Origin of the sequence: Limnohabitans sp. DM1 (assembly GCF_001269385.1) — a bacterium.
GTDB lineage: Bacteria > Pseudomonadota > Gammaproteobacteria > Burkholderiales > Burkholderiaceae_C > Limnohabitans_A.
Genome location: NZ_CXOO01000015.1, coordinates 109,595 through 129,758 on the forward strand (window position 1 = coordinate 109,595; position 20,164 = coordinate 129,758).

At 56.0% G+C, this 20,164-nt stretch carries 18 protein-coding genes and 1 pseudogene; 10 read left to right on the forward strand and 9 right to left on the reverse strand.

Going from position 1 to position 20,164, the window contains the following annotated elements:
• Positions 1-116: 116 nt before the first annotated feature.
• The 3 genes from AMM33_RS06715 to AMM33_RS06725 are packed head-to-tail and all read left to right on the forward strand — an operon-like array spanning position 117 to position 5,390.
• Positions 117-1,253: a DNA cytosine methyltransferase gene (locus AMM33_RS06715; RefSeq protein WP_090139774.1), complete on the forward strand. Its 1,137-nt coding sequence runs from the start codon at positions 117-119 to the stop codon at positions 1,251-1,253.
• Positions 1,246-3,012, forward strand: coding sequence for an McrB family protein (locus AMM33_RS21820; protein WP_194945282.1), 1,767 nt, complete (start codon positions 1,246-1,248; stop codon positions 3,010-3,012). The genes AMM33_RS06715 and AMM33_RS21820 overlap by 8 nt, the downstream gene beginning before the upstream one ends.
• Before the next feature lie 17 nt (positions 3,013-3,029).
• The gene (locus AMM33_RS06725) at positions 3,030-5,390 is read left to right on the forward strand and encodes a DUF2357 domain-containing protein (RefSeq protein ID WP_090139779.1); all 2,361 of its coding nucleotides are present in this window, start codon (positions 3,030-3,032) and stop codon (positions 5,388-5,390) included.
• A gap of 82 nt (positions 5,391-5,472) precedes the next feature.
• On the opposite strand, the gene AMM33_RS21825 is transcribed toward AMM33_RS06725, so the two are convergent.
• Together AMM33_RS21825 and AMM33_RS06730 are read right to left on the reverse strand one after the other, a co-directional pair.
• The gene (locus AMM33_RS21825; protein WP_194945283.1) at positions 5,473-6,078 is read right to left on the reverse strand and encodes a hypothetical protein; all 606 of its coding nucleotides are present in this window, start codon (positions 6,076-6,078) and stop codon (positions 5,473-5,475) included.
• Positions 6,079-6,154: 76 nt separating this feature from the next.
• Positions 6,155-6,736: a hypothetical protein gene (locus tag AMM33_RS06730; protein WP_090139781.1), complete on the reverse strand. Its 582-nt coding sequence runs from the start codon at positions 6,734-6,736 to the stop codon at positions 6,155-6,157.
• 277 nt (positions 6,737-7,013) lie between these two features.
• Here AMM33_RS06730 and AMM33_RS06735 point away from each other — a divergent pair, with 277 nt between their 5' ends.
• A complete protein-coding gene (locus tag AMM33_RS06735) occupies positions 7,014-7,820 on the forward strand; it encodes a DUF3427 domain-containing protein (protein ID WP_255350678.1) in 807 nt (268 codons plus the stop codon).
• A gap of 78 nt (positions 7,821-7,898) precedes the next feature.
• Here AMM33_RS06735 and AMM33_RS06740 read toward each other — a convergent pair whose 3' ends face one another.
• Together AMM33_RS06740 and AMM33_RS06745 are read right to left on the reverse strand one after the other, a co-directional pair.
• Complete coding sequence (locus tag AMM33_RS06740; protein ID WP_090139785.1) at positions 7,899-9,245, reverse strand: type II toxin-antitoxin system HipA family toxin; 1,347 nt, start codon at positions 9,243-9,245, stop codon at positions 7,899-7,901.
• 12 nt (positions 9,246-9,257) lie between these two features.
• Positions 9,258-9,599, reverse strand: a complete 342-nt coding sequence (locus tag AMM33_RS06745) for a helix-turn-helix domain-containing protein (RefSeq protein ID WP_090139787.1) — start codon at positions 9,597-9,599, stop codon at positions 9,258-9,260.
• Between the two features lie 53 nt (positions 9,600-9,652).
• On the opposite strand from AMM33_RS06745, the gene AMM33_RS06750 reads away from it, so the two are divergent.
• From AMM33_RS06750 to AMM33_RS06765, 4 genes are all read left to right on the forward strand, one after another.
• Entirely contained in the window at positions 9,653-9,946 is a 294-nt protein-coding gene (locus AMM33_RS06750; protein WP_255350677.1) for a DUF3427 domain-containing protein, read from the forward strand.
• Between the two features lie 231 nt (positions 9,947-10,177).
• Positions 10,178-10,435, forward strand: coding sequence for a putative DNA binding domain-containing protein (locus AMM33_RS06755; RefSeq protein WP_228767987.1), 258 nt, complete (start codon positions 10,178-10,180; stop codon positions 10,433-10,435).
• A gap of 516 nt (positions 10,436-10,951) precedes the next feature.
• Positions 10,952-11,164: an antitoxin VbhA family protein gene (locus AMM33_RS06760; protein WP_090139789.1), complete on the forward strand. Its 213-nt coding sequence runs from the start codon at positions 10,952-10,954 to the stop codon at positions 11,162-11,164.
• A gap of 5 nt (positions 11,165-11,169) precedes the next feature.
• On the forward strand, positions 11,170-11,790 hold the full coding sequence (locus AMM33_RS06765; protein ID WP_090139790.1) for a Fic/DOC family protein: 621 nt from the start codon (positions 11,170-11,172) through the stop codon (positions 11,788-11,790).
• A gap of 329 nt (positions 11,791-12,119) precedes the next feature.
• On the opposite strand, the gene AMM33_RS06770 is transcribed toward AMM33_RS06765, so the two are convergent.
• The 4 genes and pseudogenes from AMM33_RS06770 to gyrB (AMM33_RS06785) form a co-directional block, all read right to left on the reverse strand.
• Positions 12,120-12,533 carry a helix-turn-helix domain-containing protein gene (locus tag AMM33_RS06770; RefSeq protein ID WP_228767988.1) on the reverse strand — a complete coding sequence of 138 codons (414 nt, stop codon included), beginning with the start codon at positions 12,531-12,533 and terminating at the stop codon, positions 12,120-12,122.
• 235 nt (positions 12,534-12,768) lie between these two features.
• On the reverse strand, positions 12,769-13,596 hold the full coding sequence (gene fghA, locus AMM33_RS06775) for an S-formylglutathione hydrolase (RefSeq protein WP_090139792.1): 828 nt from the start codon (positions 13,594-13,596) through the stop codon (positions 12,769-12,771).
• A complete protein-coding gene (locus AMM33_RS06780) occupies positions 13,593-14,714 on the reverse strand; it encodes an S-(hydroxymethyl)glutathione dehydrogenase/class III alcohol dehydrogenase (protein WP_090139795.1) in 1,122 nt (373 codons plus the stop codon). Before AMM33_RS06780 ends, fghA begins: the two co-directional genes overlap by 4 nt.
• A 406-nt stretch (positions 14,715-15,120) precedes the next feature.
• Positions 15,121-15,654 (reverse strand): annotated as a pseudogene (gene gyrB / locus AMM33_RS06785) (DNA gyrase subunit B); the annotation flags it as partial.
• 82 nt (positions 15,655-15,736) lie between these two features.
• Between gyrB (AMM33_RS06785) and AMM33_RS06790 the strand changes: the two are divergent.
• Together AMM33_RS06790 and AMM33_RS06795 are read left to right on the forward strand one after the other, a co-directional pair.
• Positions 15,737-16,132, forward strand: a complete 396-nt coding sequence (locus AMM33_RS06790; protein WP_090139797.1) for a helix-turn-helix domain-containing protein — start codon at positions 15,737-15,739, stop codon at positions 16,130-16,132.
• Positions 16,133-16,178: 46 nt separating this feature from the next.
• The gene (locus AMM33_RS06795; protein WP_194945284.1) at positions 16,179-17,369 is read left to right on the forward strand and encodes an acyl-CoA thioesterase/bile acid-CoA:amino acid N-acyltransferase family protein; all 1,191 of its coding nucleotides are present in this window, start codon (positions 16,179-16,181) and stop codon (positions 17,367-17,369) included.
• Between the two features lie 180 nt (positions 17,370-17,549).
• Here AMM33_RS06795 and gyrB (AMM33_RS06800) read toward each other — a convergent pair whose 3' ends face one another.
• Positions 17,550-20,153: a DNA topoisomerase (ATP-hydrolyzing) subunit B gene (gene gyrB / locus AMM33_RS06800; RefSeq protein ID WP_090139800.1), complete on the reverse strand. Its 2,604-nt coding sequence runs from the start codon at positions 20,151-20,153 to the stop codon at positions 17,550-17,552.
• Between the last annotated feature and the right edge of the window lie 11 nt (positions 20,154-20,164).

Here is a 20,164-nt window from a genome sequence, read left to right on the forward strand (position 1 = left end):
TCGATGTGCATCAAAAAATCATTGTTAAGCGCAACAAATTCTTCACGTAAGCTCATTTTCACAGTACTGTGACCCAGATTACGTCTTCGAAATTAATAATTGTTTTGGATTAAAGAATGTCAAAGAAAAATGGATTAAAGCCTTTGAAACTGGTTTCCTTGTTTAGCGGGGGCGGTGGTTTAGATTTAGGTCTTGAGGCAGCAGGATTTGAAACGGTATTTGCAACCGACATTGATCATCACAGCTGTGAAACTTTAAAAAAAGGAAAAGAAAAAGCGGCCAAGCTAGGCAAGCCTTTCCTGTCAAATGCGGTTATTCACGAAGCTGATATTTTAAGCCTTAGCTCAAATTTAGTTATGGAGAAAGCAAATCTAAAACCTGGCGAAACTGACTTACTTGCAGGTGGTCCACCTTGTCAGGCATTTAGCGTTTTTGGCAAGCGCTTGGGCATAAAAGATCCAAGAGGGCAACTTCCACAACAATACATTAGATTATTATCCGAATTACAACCAAAATCCTTTGTATTTGAAAATGTTTTTGGCCTACTTACAATTCACGGCGGAGAAACTTTCAAAGAACTGTGTGAGATTTTAAGTAATCCGTCAAATGATTTATCATATGAAATTTCAGTTCACAGACTAAATGCATCTGATTATGGCGTACCACAATCTAGAGATCGAGTATTTATCATTGGCACTCGAATCGGCAAGTCACTAAGCAACATACCACCATTATGCTTTGACGAGAAGAAAGAAGATAAAGATAAAACGCATTTGCGAAAACGCACAGTAGGCGATGCGTTCAAGGGGCTACCACCTTTAGGTGAAAAACTAGCCAATCATTATGGACGGGAACATAGTCAACGCATAATTGATCGATATGAATCACTTATCTTTGGCGAACGTGATCATAAAACAAGAATTAACAGACTTGATCCTAATCGACCAAGTTATACGATTATTGTTGGATCTGACAAGGGCGGTGGCAAAGGACATGTTCACCCACATGAGCCAAGGGAAGTGTCACCCCGTGAGTCAGCTCGCATTCAAACTTTTCCTGACTGGTGGGATTTTTCCGGTACATCACGCCATCCTATTCGTCAAATAGGAAACGCAGTCCCTCCGATATTAGCTGCTGTTATCGGAAGGGAAATTGCAAGCAATTTCTTTAATCACCCCAAAAAACCCCTTAAGGAAATAGTTGACCTATTAAGTCAAAATCATCTTTTCAAGGAAGACATAAGCGATGTATGAGGCATGGACAACCATTGACAATGGCCGCGAAGGTTTGTGGGAAAACAAAGTTCTTTTTGAAACATTAAAAATTATCTCAAGACACGAAGGTGAAGATGTTCACAATCCCGATTCGCCAATATACGCAGAACTAGAGGAAAAACTCCCGAAACGCGGCTGGCTTAAAGTTGAAGGAAATAATGAGCGCCGCTCATTGTTTCGTGACTACTCAAAGCCATGGACTGCAACTGGCCTGGTAGATCTTAGATCACAACAATTCAAATTAACGAAATTAGGTAAAGATGTTGTTGAAGGCCGTATTAGCCCAAGAGAGTTTTTGAAATATTTTTCTAAAAACTGGACTGAGAACAATGAAAAGCCCTTCGCGCATCTTGCATCTGCTTTTTTGGCAGCAGGAAAATCACTATCTTTTAGAGAAATTTACTTTGGAGTAATGCTTGGCTATAGAAAAGGCGATGACATCAATGCCGCACTACTAGGTGCTGAAAATAACACAAGCAATTTCTTAGCAACGCCCGAACGCAGACTCCATCGATTACTTGGAATAATGGAGGCTATCGGAGCCATTGCAAAAGAAGATTCTTCTAAAGATGCCGCCTGGTGTATTTGGGACTCTAAATTATTGACCGAACTTTCATGTTCCGACGGGGCAGGCACACTAGAAAGAACTAGCCAGCCAAACACGGGGGGCATGATTGATCTTCTTCTGAAAAATGTAAATGCAATCGGCCTAACATTCTCAGAGGATCAAGTCACACGATTTGTCTCAGCGCAAATTACCAAGCAATTTGTCCTCCTCACGGGTCTCTCGGGATCTGGCAAAACGAAGCTTGCAGAAGCCCTGGCCTACTGGTTAGCCAATGAGCCAGCAAACCAAATTTGTATTGTTGCCGTGGGTGCCGACTGGACAAACAACGAGCCACTGCTGGGTTATCCTGATGCAATCAATGACAAGCGGTATTGCGCCCCAGCGAGTGGCATATTGCAGTTGCTCGACCAAGCCTACAAAAAACCCGAAGCACCCCACTTTCTGATCCTGGATGAGATGAACCTCTCTCATGTGGAACGGTATTTCGCCGACTTTTTGTCAGCCATGGAGTCTTCCAGCCCCGAGCTGGCCTTGCATGGCCAAGGCACACTCAAAGCTGACGGGGGCCTGGATATACCGGCACGACAAGCTCTACCGCCCAATGTGTTCATCATCGGCACGGTCAACGTGGACGAAACCACCTATATGTTTAGCCCGAAGGTGCTTGACAGAGCCAACGTGATTGAGTTTCGCGTTGCACCCGAGCAAATGGAAGCATTCCTGGCCGCACCTGCTGCTTCGGTCAATATGAAGGTATTGGCGGGTCAAGGTGCTCACTATGCCGCGGCATTTGTGTCGCGTGCCAAAGCAGACGCCAGCCTTGACCCAGCTGATGCCACTAAGTTGCAGCAGGACTTGCTGGCTTTGTTCACGCCACTCTCTGATGTCGGTGCTGAGTTTGGTTACCGCAGCGCCAAAGAGATTGCGCGATTCGTTGCAATCCACCGTGAGCTGAGCGGCGAAGGCTGGCAATACAAAGACGCACTGGACGCACAGGTAATGCAAAAACTCATGCCTAAACTGCATGGCTCCGCACGCAAACTGTCTGGTGTATTGGATACCTTAAAAAAGTTTGCCGAGGATCACGATTTGCCTTTGACCAAAAACAAAGTGGACCGCATGCAAAAGCGCCTGAAAGACGAAGGCTTTACCAGCTTTGCTGAAAACTGATCGACAGGCCAACACACATGGCATACGCCACGATTGTTGATCCCCTGGGCAAGACCATAGGCCAATTGGAACTGGTGCCGCAAGGGTCTAGCCCAGATGCCTTGGTGGTATTGATCGCCAGCGAGGCCGCCGCCCTGGGCGAGGCAGAGGTGCAAGTCCTAGAGGGGGCTCGGTACGAATACGAGCTCACCGATAACAAATCTTGGAGACTGTCGCCCACCAACTGGGGGGCCAGCACGGATGTGGTGCTGCAAAGTAAGCTGCACTCACGGCAGCATTGCGGTGTGCTCAACCCCGGCCTAGCCACTGGAACACTCAACCTAACGGTGCAAGATGCGTCAGGGCAACCCGTGGGCACCACGCGTGTAGAGGTGCGCTCGCGCAAATTGGGTTATCGCACCGACTACCAACTGATGCTCAACGACATCACCGCGCATTGCGTGGGTTTGCTGCAAGACTGGCAAGCAGCCAGTCAGTTCAAGGCAACACCAGATGTCACTGGTCACGAGACCACCTTAGGTCAGCAATTCGCTTTTGTGCGTGCGCTGCTCAACACGCCCAGTTTTGAACACGCTTTGCAGCGCATAGCCAGCCACCCGCACGAAACATGGACGCAAGAAGAAACACAACAGCCAGTGGTGCGCGGCTTTAAGCCATCTGGCAAGCTGGTGCGGCAACTTGCTTCTGGCAGCCGCCGGATGGCTGTGCCGCATGGCCATAGCTTGCATCCAATTTTGCCCACCTTGCCCGAACGCATCACCGTTCGGCAAAACAGCCGAACCACCGATACACCTGAAAACCGTTTTGTGAAATTTGCGTTGCGCAGCTTTCGCCAGTTCTTGGCCGAGATGCGAGTCAAGGATGCCTTGCAGTCAGCCAAGCATGACCGATTGCGTAGCGAGCTTGACGCGCTCAGCAACAAGCTTGATCAAGCCCTGGGTTGTGATGCATTGCGCCATGCAGGCGAACCCACCTTTTTGCCGCTGGGAAGCCCTACGCTTCAACGCCGCGAAGGCTACCGCCAGGTGCTGCAAGCCTGGTCGCAATTTGCCATGGCAGCCAAGCTGGTCTGGGCGGGCGGGGAGCGTGTCTACGGTATGGGCCAGCGTGATGTGGCCACGCTGTACGAGTACTGGGTGTACTTTGAATTGCTGCGCACGGTAAAGGATGTGTTCAATCTGGACATGCCCGATATCAAACAGCTGATTGAACCAACAGGTGACGGCTTTGGTTTGAAACTGCGTTCAGGCAGGCACTTAGCTCTAAGCGGCACATCCAAACAACCTGGGCGCACACTTGAAGTGCGGTTTAGCTACAACCGCACTTTCAGCAGCAACAAGTCCACAAGTCAAACAGGTTCATGGACAAAAAACATGCGCCCCGACTACACACTGAGCTTGTGGCCAGTTGGATTTACCGAGGCGCAAGCTGAAGCGCAAGAGTTGATGGTGCATGTGCATTTCGATGCCAAGTACCGACTTGAGCAAGCGGCAGATCTTTTGTCGTCCCCAACCGTTTCAGATGGCTCAGGCGATGACGAAAGTTTTCCCGAACAAGATGAAATCAAACAAGCCGAATCATCGGGGACCTACAAGCGCGCTGACTTGCTGAAAATGCATGCCTACCGCGATGCCATTCGGCGTTCTCATGGCGCTTATGTGGTGTACCCCGGCGATAAGCAAGACGGCGAACCGTTCAAAGGTTTTCATGAAGTTCTGCCGGGGCTGGGAGCTTTTGCGTTACGGCCCGGCAATGGCACAGATGCCCTGCAAAAATTTCTGCGCGATGTGGTGGCCCATGTGTGCGATCGCACCACTGCCCGCGAACGCCAAACCTACGAGAACTTTAAAAGCTATCAATCACACGGCCCTCAATTAGCCGAAGATCAACGTGCTTTGTACCAAGTGGTCCCCGAGAGAACCGGCTTAAAACGCCACACACCACCAGCGGACACTGCGGTACTGTTGGGTTGGTACAAAGATGAACATCATCTGAAATGGATCAGGGATGAGAAGCTTTACAACTTCCGCTTGGGCAACACGGATGGTGCTTTACGTTTGACGCCTCAGATTGTTGGTGCCCAGTATTTATTGCTGCATGGCCCCGATGGCAATGCATTGCCGGGCCTGTTCCGCATGACCCAGTTGGAGCAAGGCCCCAGTCTGGTCAGCGATACAGAGTTGGTTGGATTGGGCTACCCCACACCGCCAACACGAAAAGCTTACGTGCTTTTCAATGTTGAACCAGCCGTTGAGTTTGAGGGTTTTGAGTGGGCATTTCAAAATCTTCCGAACCTACCAGCCAATGTCCACAAGGGATATCCGTTTGCAACGGACTTGGCGACTTTGATGACGGTGGCAAAAGTTGTTTCTTTCTAGTGCAACCGATTAAGTGGCTGCACCTGAAAACCACCTACAGGGATCTGATGCCGTGGTTGGTCTTGGACCCTTCGACAAGGTTTCAATTTTTTAACTCTGTGACGTAGGCAAAGATGGCTCCCTCAACATCAGCGGCACACCACTCACCCATTTCACGATCCGGTGCGGCACTGTTTTTTTGCTGCGTCAGTGTCTTTGCAAGGCTGCAGCAGTCTTTTGAAAACTGTGCATAGCCTGTTGCATCAAAAGAATACGGGAGCGCTTCTTGAAGCAGGGAATCGAAAACAGGGCAAATGTCTGGTCTCAGAAACCGCAAGTGCTTCGAAGCAAATGATGGTGTACCCAGACTATCCAGTGCATTGATGCAAGCAAGTGCCCCTGCTACGTTTGGTTTTTCTGCATTGAGTTGGTTCACTGCACTCCTTAAAGCATTTGCAATCGCTTCAAGGCTGTTTCTTTTGAGAATTCGGCCGCTAATTCCAGCGTAGCCCCCCCACGTACACACTGCAGTAACGAAATCTTGAACTGCTTGGGTAGGGAAATTAGCTTGCTGCAACTCAACACCCTTCTTCTCAATATCGAGGGTGCTCTGGTATCTTGCCCGATGCGCTGCAAGTAGAGGGGCAAAGTCCGATAACGGAATCGATGTTCCAAAAACAGCTGTTTCTTGTGTAATGAAAAGTGGCATGATTTATTTTTCGACGTTGGAAATTAGAAGATACCGAAAGGCCCAGTCACGAAGTCGTCAACGCAATGGCGAGGTGCTATTCATTCACATTTGAATTAACTGTGGCCTGCCATTTGGTTCCAGGTACTTGCCATGGAAGTGCTTCTTGTACACGCACCCGCTTATGGTCGCCGTCAACAAATACGTGCGTTTGCAGTTCCTGAAAGTGTCGCCTCTTCTTTGATAGTGAAAAAGTCACGAGGAATACAACTAGCGGCTTATTGGTACCAACCCACTGCTGTCCGATAGCTTCAAGATTTGATTGATGAGACTCATCATCAGTACGGCTGTAACCAACAAAGAAAAAAGTATCCGCTTCGCTTGCAGCATCTGCCAACTTTTTAATTTCGTTAACCGTTTCAGATTTCGCCTGTGCCCATTCCCATTCTGCTTTCGCCCAAACTTTACGGTTTGAGTCCTGGATTACAGCGTCAGTTTTTCCACCCGTTTCGAAGCAGGTATACAAACCGAGGTGATCCGCCGCCATCTTTACCGTGGAAGCGATATGGGTCGTCCAAAGAGCACGCCGACTGATATCGTTTCGGTCAGGTGTTATCGGGAAGTCTCTGTACCAGAATGCATTGAACAAGGCTACGAAATCTCTAGTGCGACGTTTCATGATCGGGGGTTACCTGCAACTAAAAAACTACACGTCATGCAATCGTTGGGAAAGCATGACCGTCAAGATAAAAAATGAACTCTGTTCGCTCTAACTTGACCGTCTGCATTTATCGCGCCAAACCATGAATGAGCTCGTTAGTTCTTAAAAGACCACATTGATCCACTCAAATGTAATTTAAATTAGTTATTTTTGACGCACGAAAACAAAAATCATCAACGACTAGATGCAAGAAATTTTTCAATGCTGACAAAGAATTGGGGCTATCGGGGAAGCAATCGCGTGCGGCCATTTCAAAACCGGCCGTGCAGACGCCGAAGAGCACCGGGCTTTGCCGCTGGCCTATGGCACGCTGGACCCCAGTCGCCACTTCATTGCCCGCGCATCGGGTAACTCGATGAACGGCGGCAAAAACCCGGTGCTGGACGGTGACTATTTGCTGCTGGAGTTGATCACGCCCAGTCGGGCAGGCTCGATCACGGGCAATGTGGTGGCCATCGAGCGGCAAGACGACAGCGGCGACAACCAATACCTGCTGCGGGTGGTCACCAAGGGCCGCGATGGCCAATACATTCTGAAAGCCAACAACCCGGACTACGAAGACCTGACGGCCACCGACGACATGCGCACGCTCGCTCGCCTGCGCAACATCATCGACCCACTGGATCTGGCGCTCGGTGAGTCTTTCATGCGCGAAGACATTCCGGCGCTGTTTGGCGAGGCCTACAACCCCGGCAATTGGAATGTCGGCCATGTGGTGCTGGCCCAGAAAAAGGCGCACATCCTGCTGGTCACGCTCAACAAACAAGGCCGGGCTGACGAGCACAAGTACATCGACCACTGGATCGATGACACGCACTTTCACTGGCAAAGCCAGAACGCCACCGACCCGACCAGCAAACGCGGCGACGAGATCATCCGCCACGCCGCTTTAGGCATCGACATCCATCTCTTTGTGCGCGACACCAAGCTGGCTGTCGGCAAGGCCGCACCGTTCACGTACCACGGCCGGGTGCGCTACCAGTCGCACCAGGGCAGCAGGCCCATGAGCATTGTGTTTGGGTTGGATGCGGCGGTGGGGTAATTTGCAGGGCTCAATTTGCAGGCCCCGGTTCACAGCCTTTGCACCTGCGGCTGGCTTGCTGGCTGCGCCGCGCCTGAACTACGGCAGCAACTTGCGCAGTTCGGGCGTCGACACGTCGTCCAAATGCCGGAACGCTGGTGCGATCTTGCCGATTTCCGTGTCCGTGACGCCGAATTGCTCAAAATAGACTTTCCACGCCCTGACGGTCTGCCAGACCTGCGCCATCATTTGCGCGGCTTCGGCCTTGGAGAGGGTGAACCGTGCATGCGAGGCCAGTGCGTTGTCCAAGGTGGCCAGTCGCCCTTGAGGGCCCACGCCCAGATGCAAGAAGCGCTCGGTGTCGTGGCTTGCTCGGGGCAAGACGTCGTACAGCGGGCTCAAGCGCCAGCCGGGCAGCCTGGGGTCCCACAAAAAGCCGTGGTTACGCAGGTGGTCGTCGTCGTTGCTCACCAGGATGTTGAAGACCATGCGCTTGAAAAGTTCTGCGTTGTCTGCACGGATGACGCTGGGGTGGCAGTGCTCACGCACGGCCTGGGCGAGGTCGGTGTAAGCCTTGGTGCGCGACTCGGTTTCGTCGCAAGCGACCATGGTCAAGCCGCTGACAAACCCCAGGCGGTGCTCTGTTCGGCCTTCTCCCGGTTGCGTTTGATACAAGTGGTCAGACTCTCCAACAACACCATCGGGTGCAAGCCAGTAGCGGTCGAAGCGCCGAATGAGCATGATCTTGCGGTCACCGATGGTGCGCATGTCGAGTGCGGGCACATTCAAACCAGCCTCTGCGGCCAGCCGAAGTGCGGCACTTTCTACGCCGGGCACATCGAAACTGTCTTTCTGACTCGAAAACTTGGCGATCCACAGCACGCCATGGGCATCACGCACCGAGGCTTTGGGCCGTGCACCACCGAGTCCCGTGCCATCGACAAAAATGGCTTCGAGGTGCGCAGGTACGGGCAGCCCTTCTTCAATGCGGTCTGCAGCCTCCATGAGGTGCGTTAGGTCGTGTGAAACATGAGGGCCGTGGCGTGGACCATCGTGAATGCTGGTTCTGATGTCGAGCGCCCCCACGCGGTCGCTGCCTGCATGCAACAAATATTGAGACTCTGGCAGGCTGTTGGTTGGCACTTTGAGCTTGGTTTCAATGACACGACGACCCCACGAGTCAGGTGCCGCATCGCGTATTCCGCCGAACATGGGCAATTGCTTGGCAGGCAAGAGCCGCTTGCCCAACACGTCATCGAGCTTTTGCAGACTGAGGCTGATTGGATCAATTTCCAGCGCATCTGGCCGACGTGCGTAGTTCATGCCGTAAGCAAAACTCGAAGCAAGTACCTCGGTGTTTTCTTCCGTCATGAGCAGCTGCCCACAGGGCTTCCAGTCCTGCCCAAGGTGAGCAAAGACCATCAGTTTCAAGGTTTTGGCGGTCATCTGCTTCTTGCCTTAAAAGTCCAGTTCTTCACGCTCTGCCGCGCTCAGGTCACGGACCCGCTGGGTTTTCTCACGCGCACTGAGCGCCAGCAACGCCGGGTCTTTTTCAGTCAACAAGTCCAAAAGGGTGCTGCCTGGCGAGATGGCCTGCAGATAGCGCAAAACTTGGCCAAGCGCGATGCCGGGCTCTCCCTTTTCAAGGCGATAGGCCGTGTTGCGAGACAGCCCTGCACGCAGTGCAGCGTCAGCCTGTTTGACTTGACGCGCCAACCGCAGGCGCGCCAGAAGTTGCCCCAAGCGGGCGCATTCTTCTTGCTGCGACGGCATGAGCATGGCAGATTGATTGATTTTCATGTTCGTTAAATCGATATTTATTGATTGAATGATCGATTAAACGAACATGTTACTTGAAATTCTGTCTGCAAGCCAGGGCTGACGAGCACAAGTACATGGACCACTGGATCGATGACACGCACTTTCACTGGCAAAGCCAAAACGCCACCGACCCGACCAGCAAACGCGGCGACGAAATCATCCGCCACGCCGCTTTAGGCATCGACATCCATCTCTTTGTGCGCGACCCCAAGCTGGCTGTGGGCAAAGCCGCACCCTTCACGTACCACGGCCGGGTGCGCTACCAGTCGCACCAGGGCAGCAGGCCCATGAGCATTGTGTTTGGGCTGCAAAGCGGGGCGGATTGACGGGTATATCGCTGGCCCTGCGTGTGGGCGATGGTTTCCTGGGCGAATGGGTTGCGTTGATGTGATCACTCGGCATGCCACACTGGGTATCGACTTTCATCCATTCACAGGATGCGCTTTCTAAATGGGTGTTAATGGGTGCAATATTGGTTTCATGTTGCGTTCAGACACCGGACACAAGGAACCATCCGCACGGATGCGCCCAACTGGCAGCCATGGCTGGTGTTCTTCTTGCGCTCGCTGGCAGAGCAGGTGCGGCGCCTGGAGAAGAAGGTTGAGCGCGAAAAGATCGTGCTGGCCACCCTGCCCGAGCTGTCACTGCAGATCGTGGAATTTGCCAGAGAGCACGGGCGCGTCACGATGATGGATGCCATCCAATTGACGGGTGCCAATCGCAACACCCTCAAGCTGCATTTCCGCGACCTGGCCGAGCGCAACCATCTGGAGCAGCACGGTAGCGGACGCGGTGTGTGGTACGGCTTGAAATGAGTGATGGGGCTGGTGGCAAACATCAACACCTGAGTCAGCGACGGAATTCACGCTGCTTTGGGCATCAACATCCATCTCTTTGTGCGCGACACCAAGCTGGCTGTCGGCAAGGCCGCACCCTTCACGTACCACGGCCGCGTGCGCTACCAGTCGCACCAGGGCAGCAGGCCCATGAGCATTGTGTTTGGGCTGTAAAGCGGGGCGGATTGACGGCTGCATCGCTGGCCCTGCGTGTGGGCGGCGATTTTTGTTGGTGTGGGAGCCCACCCCTGTGGGCGATGGTTTGCAGGGCGAAGTTGAGGACGTGTCCCACGCCCATCGCCCACAGGGTGGGCTCCCACAAGGACAGCTCATCGCCCACGGGGTGGGCTCCTGCACAAAAGCTATCTCTTGCCTGTTGCTCAAGACTGCATGGTGCCTGTCCTTTGGGCGCGCGTTTCGGCAACTTTTTGATGTCATTCATCTGACTTTGACTTCGACTCGGGTAAAGATACACTGCCATGATCTATTCCAGCCATGAACACGCCCAATCACCACCCCAAAAACACCACGCCATCCCAACCGGGATCGTGGGCATCTAGCCAAGCCTTGGCTATTTTGGCTGTGGATGGCATTCGCCCCAGCAACAAGGGGTTGGCCCTCATGCAGTCGATTGACAGTGGCACCATGACCCATGCTCAAGCGATTCAGTCCATCATTGAAAGAGCACGTCAGTACGCCAAAGACTGAACATCATGCAGGACGATGATCACTATTACGTTGAGGGTTACAACGCTGAACTGGACCCGTATGCCCTTGAGAACGGGGTACTCAAGAATAATTTTGGCATCACCGATTCAGCCTCTTTGAATGAGGTGGAGGCGGATATTGCAGGGGTTCAGATTCAAAAAATACTCAAAGAGCCTGCTCCAAAAAGCTTCACCGCCTTACATCTTTGCGCCTTGCATGAACAAGTGTTTTCAGAGGTGTATCCGTGGGCCGGTCAGTATCGCCAAGTAGACATCGCCAAAGGCGATACACATTTCCTCAGGCACCAGGAGATTGCTGCCAAGTTGGACACACTTTTTTCAGGCCTTGCCAAGGAAGATTATTTGAAAGGTGCCAACCCTCAAGCGTTCGGCGAGTTCATGGGGGAATTTTTGGTGCAATTGAATTTTGTCCATCCTTTTCGAGAGGGAAACGGGCGAGTTCAAAGGCTTCTTGTGACGCAAATCGCAACAAATGCAGGCTTGTCATTAGACTGGCAACCCATTGGGAATGAGGCCATGAAACAGGCTTGCATCGCCGGTATTCAAGGCGAGTCACGCCCAATGGCGCGTCTCATCTGGCTCAACATCAAACAGTTTCCAGTCTAAAGTCGCCCCGAGCCTGTTGAACCTTATTGAGGGCGCGTTCCTCGCACATCGCCCACAGGGTGGGCTCCTACAAAAAGGCAGCCGATGGCCTAAAAGGTGGGCGTCAGCATTCAGGGCCTGAGCTTGCAGGCAAAGCGGGACCCTTCACGTACCACGGCCGGGTGCGCTACCAGTCGCACCAGGGCAGCAGGCCCATGAGCATTGTGTTTGGGCTGCAAAGCGGGGCGGGTTGACGGGTGCATCGCTGGCCCTGCCATATGGGCGGTGCCTACAGCGTCCGAAGGTTTCCTTTGGCCTTCATGGCGCGGCATTGCCCGAGTTCCACGCCCTTACACAAAGGTCGCGGCAGAAACGCCAAACCGTTCGCTGAGCGCGCGCACTTGACGAATGTTGAGTTCGCGTTTGCCCGTCAGGATTTCGGACACGACACCCTGACTGCCGATCTCGCTCAGATCGCTTTGCTTCAGGCCGTGTTGTTCCATCAGGAATTTCAGAGCTTCCACACCCGTGACTTCGGGCAGAGGGTGATGCTTGGCTTCATAGTCCTCGATCAGATCGCCCACGATGTCGACCAAGCCCATCGCGGGATGCTTTTCTTCGCCTTGGGTTTCATCCAGCAGGGCTTGGAGCATCTCGGTCATGCGCGCGCAGTGCGCTTCATCCCGGATGGGGGTGATGTCAGTTGCGGCACGGAACTGCTCCCAGACTGGAAGAATGTGCTTCACGTCGATGGCTGCATTCATGACGTTGATCGTAAAGGCTTGGCAACCCCGCCCAAAACGGCCAGCCCCTTGGTGGCATGCCGTGCCGCTGAAAACCATGAGGAGGCCTTCATGTTCTTGGCGAGTACACGTCACCCCTGTCATGTCGCCAAAACAGGGTTTTGATGACATGAGGATTCAAATCGATCAAATATTGATATTCCACTCACGCCGCGCCAGTTAAATCACACGCTGCCGCCATGGCCGCCCTGCGGGCCTACCAATATTTCGCGTGGTGATCAAAGTGATCGCCCAAGAACGTGGCGATGAAGTAGTAGCTGTGGTCATACCCCGGCTGCATGCGCAGCGTCAGCGGGTGGCCCGCTGCCTCGCAGGCGGCTTGCAACAGTTCCGGGCAAAGTTGCGCCAAAAACTCGTCGGCGTCGCCTTGGTCCACCAACAGGTGCAGCTTTTCCTGGCGCGCAGTGGCCACCAGTTCTGTGGCATCCCATGCACACCAAGCCTGCGGGTCTGCGCCCAGGTAGGCGCCCAAGGCCTTTTGGCCCCAGGGCACTTGCGATGGCGCGGCGATAGGCGCAAACGCCGACACACTGCGGTAGCGGCCCGGGTGGCGCAGCGCCGTGACCAACGCGCCGTGCCCGCCCATCGAATGGCCAAAGATGCCGCGTGAATCGCTGGCGGCAAAGTGTTGCTCGATCCAGTTGGGCAACTCAACGGCCACATAGTCCTGCATGCGGTAGTGCGCGGCCCAAGGGGCTTGTGTGGCGTTGACGTAAAAGCCTGCGCCCTGGCCCAGGTCGTAGGCATCGTCGTTGGCCACGGCTTCGCCGCGTGGGCTGGTGTCGGGCGCCACCACGATCACGCCATGCCGCGCCGCATGCGCTTGTGCACCGGCTTTGGTGATGAAGTTTTGTTCGGTGCAGGTCAGGCCCGACAACCAATACAGCACAGGGCATTTCTCGCCGCGCAGCGCTGCCTCGGGCAGGTACACCGCCACGCGCATCTCGCAGCCCAGGGTGCTGGAGGTGTGCGCCCAGACTTCTTGCCGACCGCCAAAGCTGGCGTGTTGTTCGATGCGTTTCATGCGTCGCCTTCAAAGTGCACCACCGAGCGGATGGACTCGCCTTTGTGCATCAAGTCAAACGCGTGGTTGATGCCGCTCAGCCCCATGGTGTGCGTGACAAACGGGGCCAGAGCGATGCGCCCGGCCATGGCGTCGTCCACCATACCGGGCAGTTCGCTGCGGCCTTTGACGCCGCCAAAGGCAGTGCCCATCCAGCGGCGGCCGGTGACCAATTGGAACGGACGGGTGGAGATTTCCTGGCCAGCACCGGCCACGCCGATGATGACCGACTGGCCCCAGCCGCGGTGCGCGCACTCGAGCGCGGCCCGCATGACCTGGGTGTTGCCGATGCATTCAAAGCTGTGGTCCACGCCCCAGCCGGTCGACTCGACGATGACTTGTTGAATGGGCTTGTCGTGGTCTTTGGGGTTGACGCAGTCGGTCGCGCCAAAGGTGCGTGCCAGATCGAACTTGCTGGGGTTGGTGTCAATGGCGATGATGCGCCCGGCTTTGGCCAGCTTGGCGCCTTGCACCACGGCCAGGCCAATGCCGCCCAGGCCAAACACGGCCACCGTGTCACCTTCTTGCACCTTGGCCGTGTTTTTGACCGCGCCCAGCCCGGTGGTCACGCCGCAGCCCAGCAGGCACACCTGCTCGGGGTTGGCGTCGGGGCGGATTTTGGCCAGCGAGACCTCGGCCACGACGGTGTATTCGCTGAAGGTGGAGCAGCCCATGTAGTGGTAAAGCGGCTGGCCTTGGTAAGAAAAGCGCGTGGTGCCGTCGGGCATGACGCCCTTGCCCTGCGTGGCACGCACGGCCACGCACAGATTGGTTTTGCCCGACTTGCAAAACAGGCATTCACCGCACTCGGCGGTGTAGAGCGGAATGACGTGGTCGCCGGGCTGAACGCTGGTAACGCCCTCGCCCACCTCGACCACAATGCCCGCGCCCTCATGGCCCAACACGACCGGAAACAGCCCTTCGGGGTCTTCGCCCGAGAGCGTGAAGGCGTCGGTGTGGCAGATGCCGGTGTGCGTGATTTTGACCAGCACCTCGCCTTTGCGCGGTGGCGCGACGTCAATCTCGACAATTTGCAAAGGCTGACCTGCTTCGAAGGCGACGGCTGCACGGGATTTCATAAAGGCTCCTGGGGGGTGAATTGAAGGTATTGTGATCGCACGACTTGGCCATCATGGTGGCCGCATGCCGTGGCTGGGCATGCTGCGAATTGCTGTAGGAGCCCACCCCGTGGGCGATGGGCGTGGAACACGCCCTCAAACAACATCGCCCTGCAAACCATCGCCCACAGGGTGGGCTCCTACAAAATATCTATCCCCACCCTGTTGCGCAATACTCCAAGCCCGCAAGGCGTTGCTGTCAATGAAGTGGCGGCGTGGCTCGACTTCGATGGCGTTATAGGCCAGTCATTTTTTGCTTTTGACTACGAATCAAGTGGATTGGGGGTTCCCGGTCGGCGCTACAGCCTTGGTGGGTTCACCGGGGCTTTTCGCTTTCTGAACACGGTCAATCTACGACCCTGCCCACTCAAATATCAATATTCCCCGCCCGCAGCGCGTTGGTCTCGATGAAGTTGCGGCGTGGCTCGACTTCGTCGCCCATGAGCATGGTGAACACGCGGTCGGCTTCGATGGCGTCGTCGATCTGCACGCGCAGCAGGCGGCGCACGGTGGGGTCCATGGTGGTTTCCCACAGCTGGGCGGGGTTCATCTCGCCCAAGCCTTTGTAGCGCTGGCGGCTGGTGGTGCGTTCGGCTTCGCTGATGAGCCAGTGCATGGCCTGGCGGAAGTCACCCACTTTTTCTTCTTTCTGGCGTTCGCCTTCGCCGCGCAGGGCTTTGGCACCTTCACTGAGCAGGCCACGGAAGGTTTCGGCAGCTTCGGACAGTGCGGCGTAGTCGGCGCCGCGCACGAAGTCTTGCGTGATGACGCTGCTCTTGATGTTGCCGTGGTGGCGGCGGCTGATGCGCAAGATGGGTTTGTCGGTGCGCACGTCAAATTCGGCGGCCACTTCGGCCGGGATGCCGGTGGTGTTGAGTTCGCGCAGCTTGGCTTGCAGTGCGTTGCTCTCGATGAAGTCGCGGTTGGGTTTAATTCTTGTCCAAAATGGACAAAAAGTTATAGTTTTTATCCATAATGGCCAAATGCCAAGCAAGCCACCCGTTGTTTTTCCCCAAGAGCAAACGCTGCTCACCGCCTTGGGCGAGCGCCTGCGGCTGGCGCGTTTGCGCCGCAAACTGAGCACGGCCGTGGTGGCGCAGCGGCCAGGCATGTCGCGCACTTCGGTTTACAAGGTCGAAGCCGGCGATGCGGGTGCCACTTTGGGCACTTATCTGCGCGTGCTGGCGGTGCTTGGGCTGCAGGCAGATTTCAACGCCTTAGCAGCCGACGACAAAGTGGGGCGCAAGCTGCAGGATTTGGATTTGGCCCCATCGCCCGCAGCGCGACGCCAGCGCCGTGCCAGCGTGCAGTCCACAGACGCTGCCGACAGCACTTCTGAGGGGCTGCCATGTAACTTTGAGTACGAATTGGGCGCGTAAGCGACCCGGCAGCATGCGACTCGAGCCGCTTCCCTCTCAATGCCTGGTGGACCGCGAACTAGCCGTGCGCGTACTTGGCGTGCGACCGGGCGAAAGGGTCGAGCTCAGTCTGCGCAACTTAGGGGCCAACGGCAGTTTCTTCGCCGCCAGTGCAACGTTTGTCGCTGATCGGGATGGCACTGTCGATCTCACTTCCCATGCGCCCGTCGAGGGGTCCTATCGGAACGTCCACCCTATGGGCCTGTTCTGGTCACGTGTGCAGCATGCGGGGCCGCCTCCGGCAAATGTTCCGGAGGATCCATTGACCGCGATTCTGACTGTTTCGGCGGCTGGACGGGAGTTAGCGCATACGATCCGCCGCGTTTACCGCGAAGACGTTACCTCGCGGATCGTCCAGGAGGACGGCTTGGTGGGTAGGTTCTGTACGCCGGCCCACGCCGCCGAGCCAAGGCCCACGGTGCTGGTCGTGGGGGGATCCGTTGGAGGACTCACCTGGTCCGCACAGGTTGCCGCGCTGCTTGCTTGCCACGGTTTCTCCTCGTTGGCACTATCGTACTTCGGAGGGGAGGGCCAGTCTTCCGAACTCAAGCACATTCCCTTGGAGTATTTCGGCGGTGCAATTGACTGGCTGCGAAAACAAGCAGAAGTGCAGAGCGGACAGATCGGTATGCTGGGATGCTCGCGCGGCGGTGAACTGGCTTTGCTGGTCGGTGCCCATTATCCCGCGGTGCGAGCGGTGGTGGCCTATGTGCCAAGCGTAATAGTAGGGAGTGGCTATCCCGATGGTCAATCTCCAGCTTGGACGTGGCAAGACCGGGAAGTGCCATTCGCTCGCGAAAATTCGGGGACCAGCGCACTCACTACGCACAGCTTTTACAGTCAGCTGTTGCAGAGAGGCTCCGTGGGAGATCTCTGCATCGAAGTTGAGCGGATCGCGGGTCCAGTGATGCTGATCTCAGGCAGGGCCGATGGTGTCAGGCCTTCGGCGGAACTGGCCGACCTTGCGGTGAAGCGGATGCGGTCCGCCGGATTTCCTCACCAGCTTGAGCACTTGAGCTACGAAGACGCCGGGCACGACATTGCATGGCCCAATGCACCAACTACCATGAACCGCTTCCAGCACCCGATCAGCGGCGAGGAACTGGACGCAGGCGGTACTGCGGAAGGCACCGCCTATGCCAGTCGCGATTCGTGGTCGCGTATGCTTGAATTCTTACGCTCGGCCCTGGTCACTTAGTTGGCGCGAGAGAGCCCGAGTCCGACCGATTTCGAGAGGATCGCCTACTGTTGGTGGTAATTCAAATCCGCGGCGATTCAATGTGCTTTGGTTCTTTGTGCCGTTAATGGAAAAAAAAGGCCCGGTATCCCGGGCCTTTCTGATTTGAAAATTTGCGGAGCTTCTATGAAGCCTGCCAAATCAAATATCAATATTCCCCGCCCGCAGCGCGTTGCTTTCGATGAAGTGGCGGCGTGGCTCGACTTCGTCGCCCATGAGCATGGTGAACACGCGGTCGGCTTCGATGGCGTCGTCGATCTGCACGCGCAGCAGGCGGCGCACGGTGGGGTCCATGGTGGTTTCCCACAGCTGGGCGGGGTTCATCTCGCCCAAGCCTTTGTAGCGTTGGCGGCTGGTGGTGCGTTCGGCTTCGCTGATGAGCCAATGCATGGCTTGGCGGAAGTCGCCCACTTTTTCTTCTTTCTGGCGCTCGCCTTCACCGCGGGTGGCCTTGGCGCCTTCGCCCAGCAAACCACGGAAGGTGTCGGCCGCTTCGGCCAGAGCGCCGTAGTCGGCGCCGTGCACAAAGTCTTGCGTGATGATGCTGCTCTTGATGTTGCCGTGGTGGCGGCGGCTGATGCGCAGAATGGGTTTGTCGGTGCGCACATCGAACTCGGCGGTCACTTCGGCCGGGATGCCGGTGGTGTTGAGTTCGCGCAATTTGGCTTGCAGCGCAGGGGCGCATGCAGCGGCTTGCTCCATGTTGTCCAGGTTCAGTGACACGCCGTCGGCCATGGCCCGCAGGGCTTCGGCATCCATGAAGTTGGACAAGCGGGCAATGACGTGTTCAGCCACTTGGTGCTTGCGGGCCAGGGCTTCCAGCGTCTCGCCCGTCAGCACTTGCGGCGCAGTGCCGCCGGTGCTGATGCTGGCATCTTTGAGCGCGATGCGCAGCAAAAAGCCGTCGAGCGCCGGACCGTCTTTGAGGTACAGCTCTTCTTTGCCCGCTTTGACTTTGTAGAGTGGTGGCTGAGCGATGTAGATGTGACCGCGCTCGACCAGGTCGGGCATCTGGCGGTAGAAGAAGGTCAGCAGCAAGGTGCGGATGTGCGCGCCGTCCACGTCGGCGTCGGTCATGATGATGATGCGGTGGTAGCGCAGTTTGTCGACGTTGAAGTCGTCGGTGCCGCTCTTGCCGGATTCGGCGCTGGCCTTGCCAATGCCGGTGCCCAAGGCGGTGATGAGCGTGACGATTTCGTTGCTGGTCAGCAGCTTTTCGTAGCGGGCTTTTTCGACGTTCAGGATCTTGCCGCGCAGGGGCAGGATGGCCTGAAACTTACGGTCGCGGCCTTGTTTGGCCGAGCCACCGGCGGAGTCGCCCTCGACGATGTAGATTTCGCACAGGGCCGGGTCTTTTTCCTGGCAGTCGGCCAGTTTGCCGGGCAGGCCCATGCCGTCGAGCACGCCTTTGCGGCGTGTCATTTCGCGGGCTTTGCGGGCGGCTTCGCGGGCGCGGGCGGCTTCGACAATCTTGCCGCAGATGATCTTGGCGTCGTTCGGGCGCTCTTCCAAAAAGTCGGTCAGGGCTTTGGCCACGATGTCTTCCACCGGGGCGCGCACTTCACTCGACACCAGCTTGTCTTTGGTCTGGCTGCTGAACTTGGGCTCGGGCACTTTGACGCTCAGCACACAGCACAGGCCTTCGCGCATGTCGTCGCCACTGACTTCGACTTTTTGCTTTTTGGCGATCTCGTTTTTCTCGATGTACTTGCTGATGACGCGGGTCATCGCGGCACGCAGGCCGGTGAGGTGGGTGCCGCCGTCACGCTGCGGGATGTTGTTGGTGAAGCACAGCACGCTCTCGTTGTAGCCGTCGTTCCACTGCATGGCCACTTCGACACCGATGCTGGTGCCGGGGATGCCGCCGTAGCTGTCGGCCGGGCGCTCGCCGTTGGCGTGGAAGGCGTTGGGGTGCAACACCTTTTTGTTGGCGTTGATGAAGTCCACAAAGCCTTTGACGCCACCGGCACCCGAGAAGTCGTCTTCTTTGCCGCTGCGCTCGTCTTTGAGGCGAATGCGCACGCCGTTGTTCAGGAAGGACAGTTCACGCAAACGCTTGGCCAGAATTTCGTAATGGAAATCGGTGTTCTGCGTGAAGATTTCCACGTCGGGCAAGAAGTGCACTTCGGTGCCGCGCTTGTCGGTGGCACCCGTCACGCGCATGGGCGAGACTTCGACGCCGTCCACGGTTTCGAGCAAACGGTTTTGCACAAAGCCTTTGGCAAAGTCGATCTGGTGCACTTTGCCTTCGCGGCGCACCGTCAGGCGCAGCCACTTGCTCAACGCGTTGACGCAAGACACGCCCACGCCGTGCAAACCGCCCGAGACCTTGTAGCTGTTTTGGTTGAACTTGCCGCCGGCGTGCAGTTCTGTCAAAGCGATCTCGGAAGCACTGCGCTTGGGCTCGTGCTTGTCGTCCATCTTCACGCCCGTGGGGATGCCGCGGCCGTTGTCGGTCACGCTGATCGAGTTGTCACTGTGGATGGTGACGACGATGTCGTCGCAGTGGCCCGCCAGCGCTTCGTCAATCGAGTTGTCCACGACCTCGAACACGAGGTGGTGCAGACCGGTGCCGTCAGAGGTGTCACCGATGTACATGCCGGGGCGCTTGCGCACCGCTTCCAGGCCTTCCAGGATCTGGATGGAGCCTTCGCCGTAGCCTTCGGATGCGCCCGCCTGGTGGGCGTCAATCTTGGGTTGCGCGGTGGTGAAGGCGTCTTCGCTGGGCTTGATGTCGTCGGTCATGTTCAATTTTC

Coding starts and splice junctions, on each gene's coding strand:
- AMM33_RS06730 (WP_090139781.1), bottom strand. CDS start 6,736: ATGAAACGTCGCACTAGAGATTTCGTAGCCTTGTTCAATGCATTCTGG.
- AMM33_RS06740 (WP_090139785.1), bottom strand. CDS start 9,245: ATGACCGCCAAAACCTTGAAACTGATGGTCTTTGCTCACCTTGGGCAG.
- AMM33_RS06780 (WP_090139795.1), bottom strand. CDS start 14,714: ATGAAATCCCGTGCAGCCGTCGCCTTCGAAGCAGGTCAGCCTTTGCAA.
- AMM33_RS06760 (WP_090139789.1), top strand. CDS start 10,952: ATGAACACGCCCAATCACCACCCCAAAAACACCACGCCATCCCAACCG.
- AMM33_RS06770 (WP_228767988.1), bottom strand. CDS start 12,533: ATGAATGCAGCCATCGACGTGAAGCACATTCTTCCAGTCTGGGAGCAG.
- AMM33_RS06765 (WP_090139790.1), top strand. CDS start 11,170: ATGCAGGACGATGATCACTATTACGTTGAGGGTTACAACGCTGAACTG.
- AMM33_RS06790 (WP_090139797.1), top strand. CDS start 15,737: ATGCCAAGCAAGCCACCCGTTGTTTTTCCCCAAGAGCAAACGCTGCTC.
- fghA (WP_090139792.1), bottom strand. CDS start 13,596: ATGAAACGCATCGAACAACACGCCAGCTTTGGCGGTCGGCAAGAAGTC.
- AMM33_RS06745 (WP_090139787.1), bottom strand. CDS start 9,599: ATGAAAATCAATCAATCTGCCATGCTCATGCCGTCGCAGCAAGAAGAA.
- AMM33_RS06715 (WP_090139774.1), top strand. CDS start 117: ATGTCAAAGAAAAATGGATTAAAGCCTTTGAAACTGGTTTCCTTGTTT.
- gyrB (WP_090139800.1), bottom strand. CDS start 20,153: ATGACCGACGACATCAAGCCCAGCGAAGACGCCTTCACCACCGCGCAA.
- AMM33_RS21820 (WP_194945282.1), top strand. CDS start 1,246: ATGTATGAGGCATGGACAACCATTGACAATGGCCGCGAAGGTTTGTGG.
- AMM33_RS06725 (WP_090139779.1), top strand. CDS start 3,030: ATGGCATACGCCACGATTGTTGATCCCCTGGGCAAGACCATAGGCCAA.
- AMM33_RS21825 (WP_194945283.1), bottom strand. CDS start 6,078: ATGCCACTTTTCATTACACAAGAAACAGCTGTTTTTGGAACATCGATT.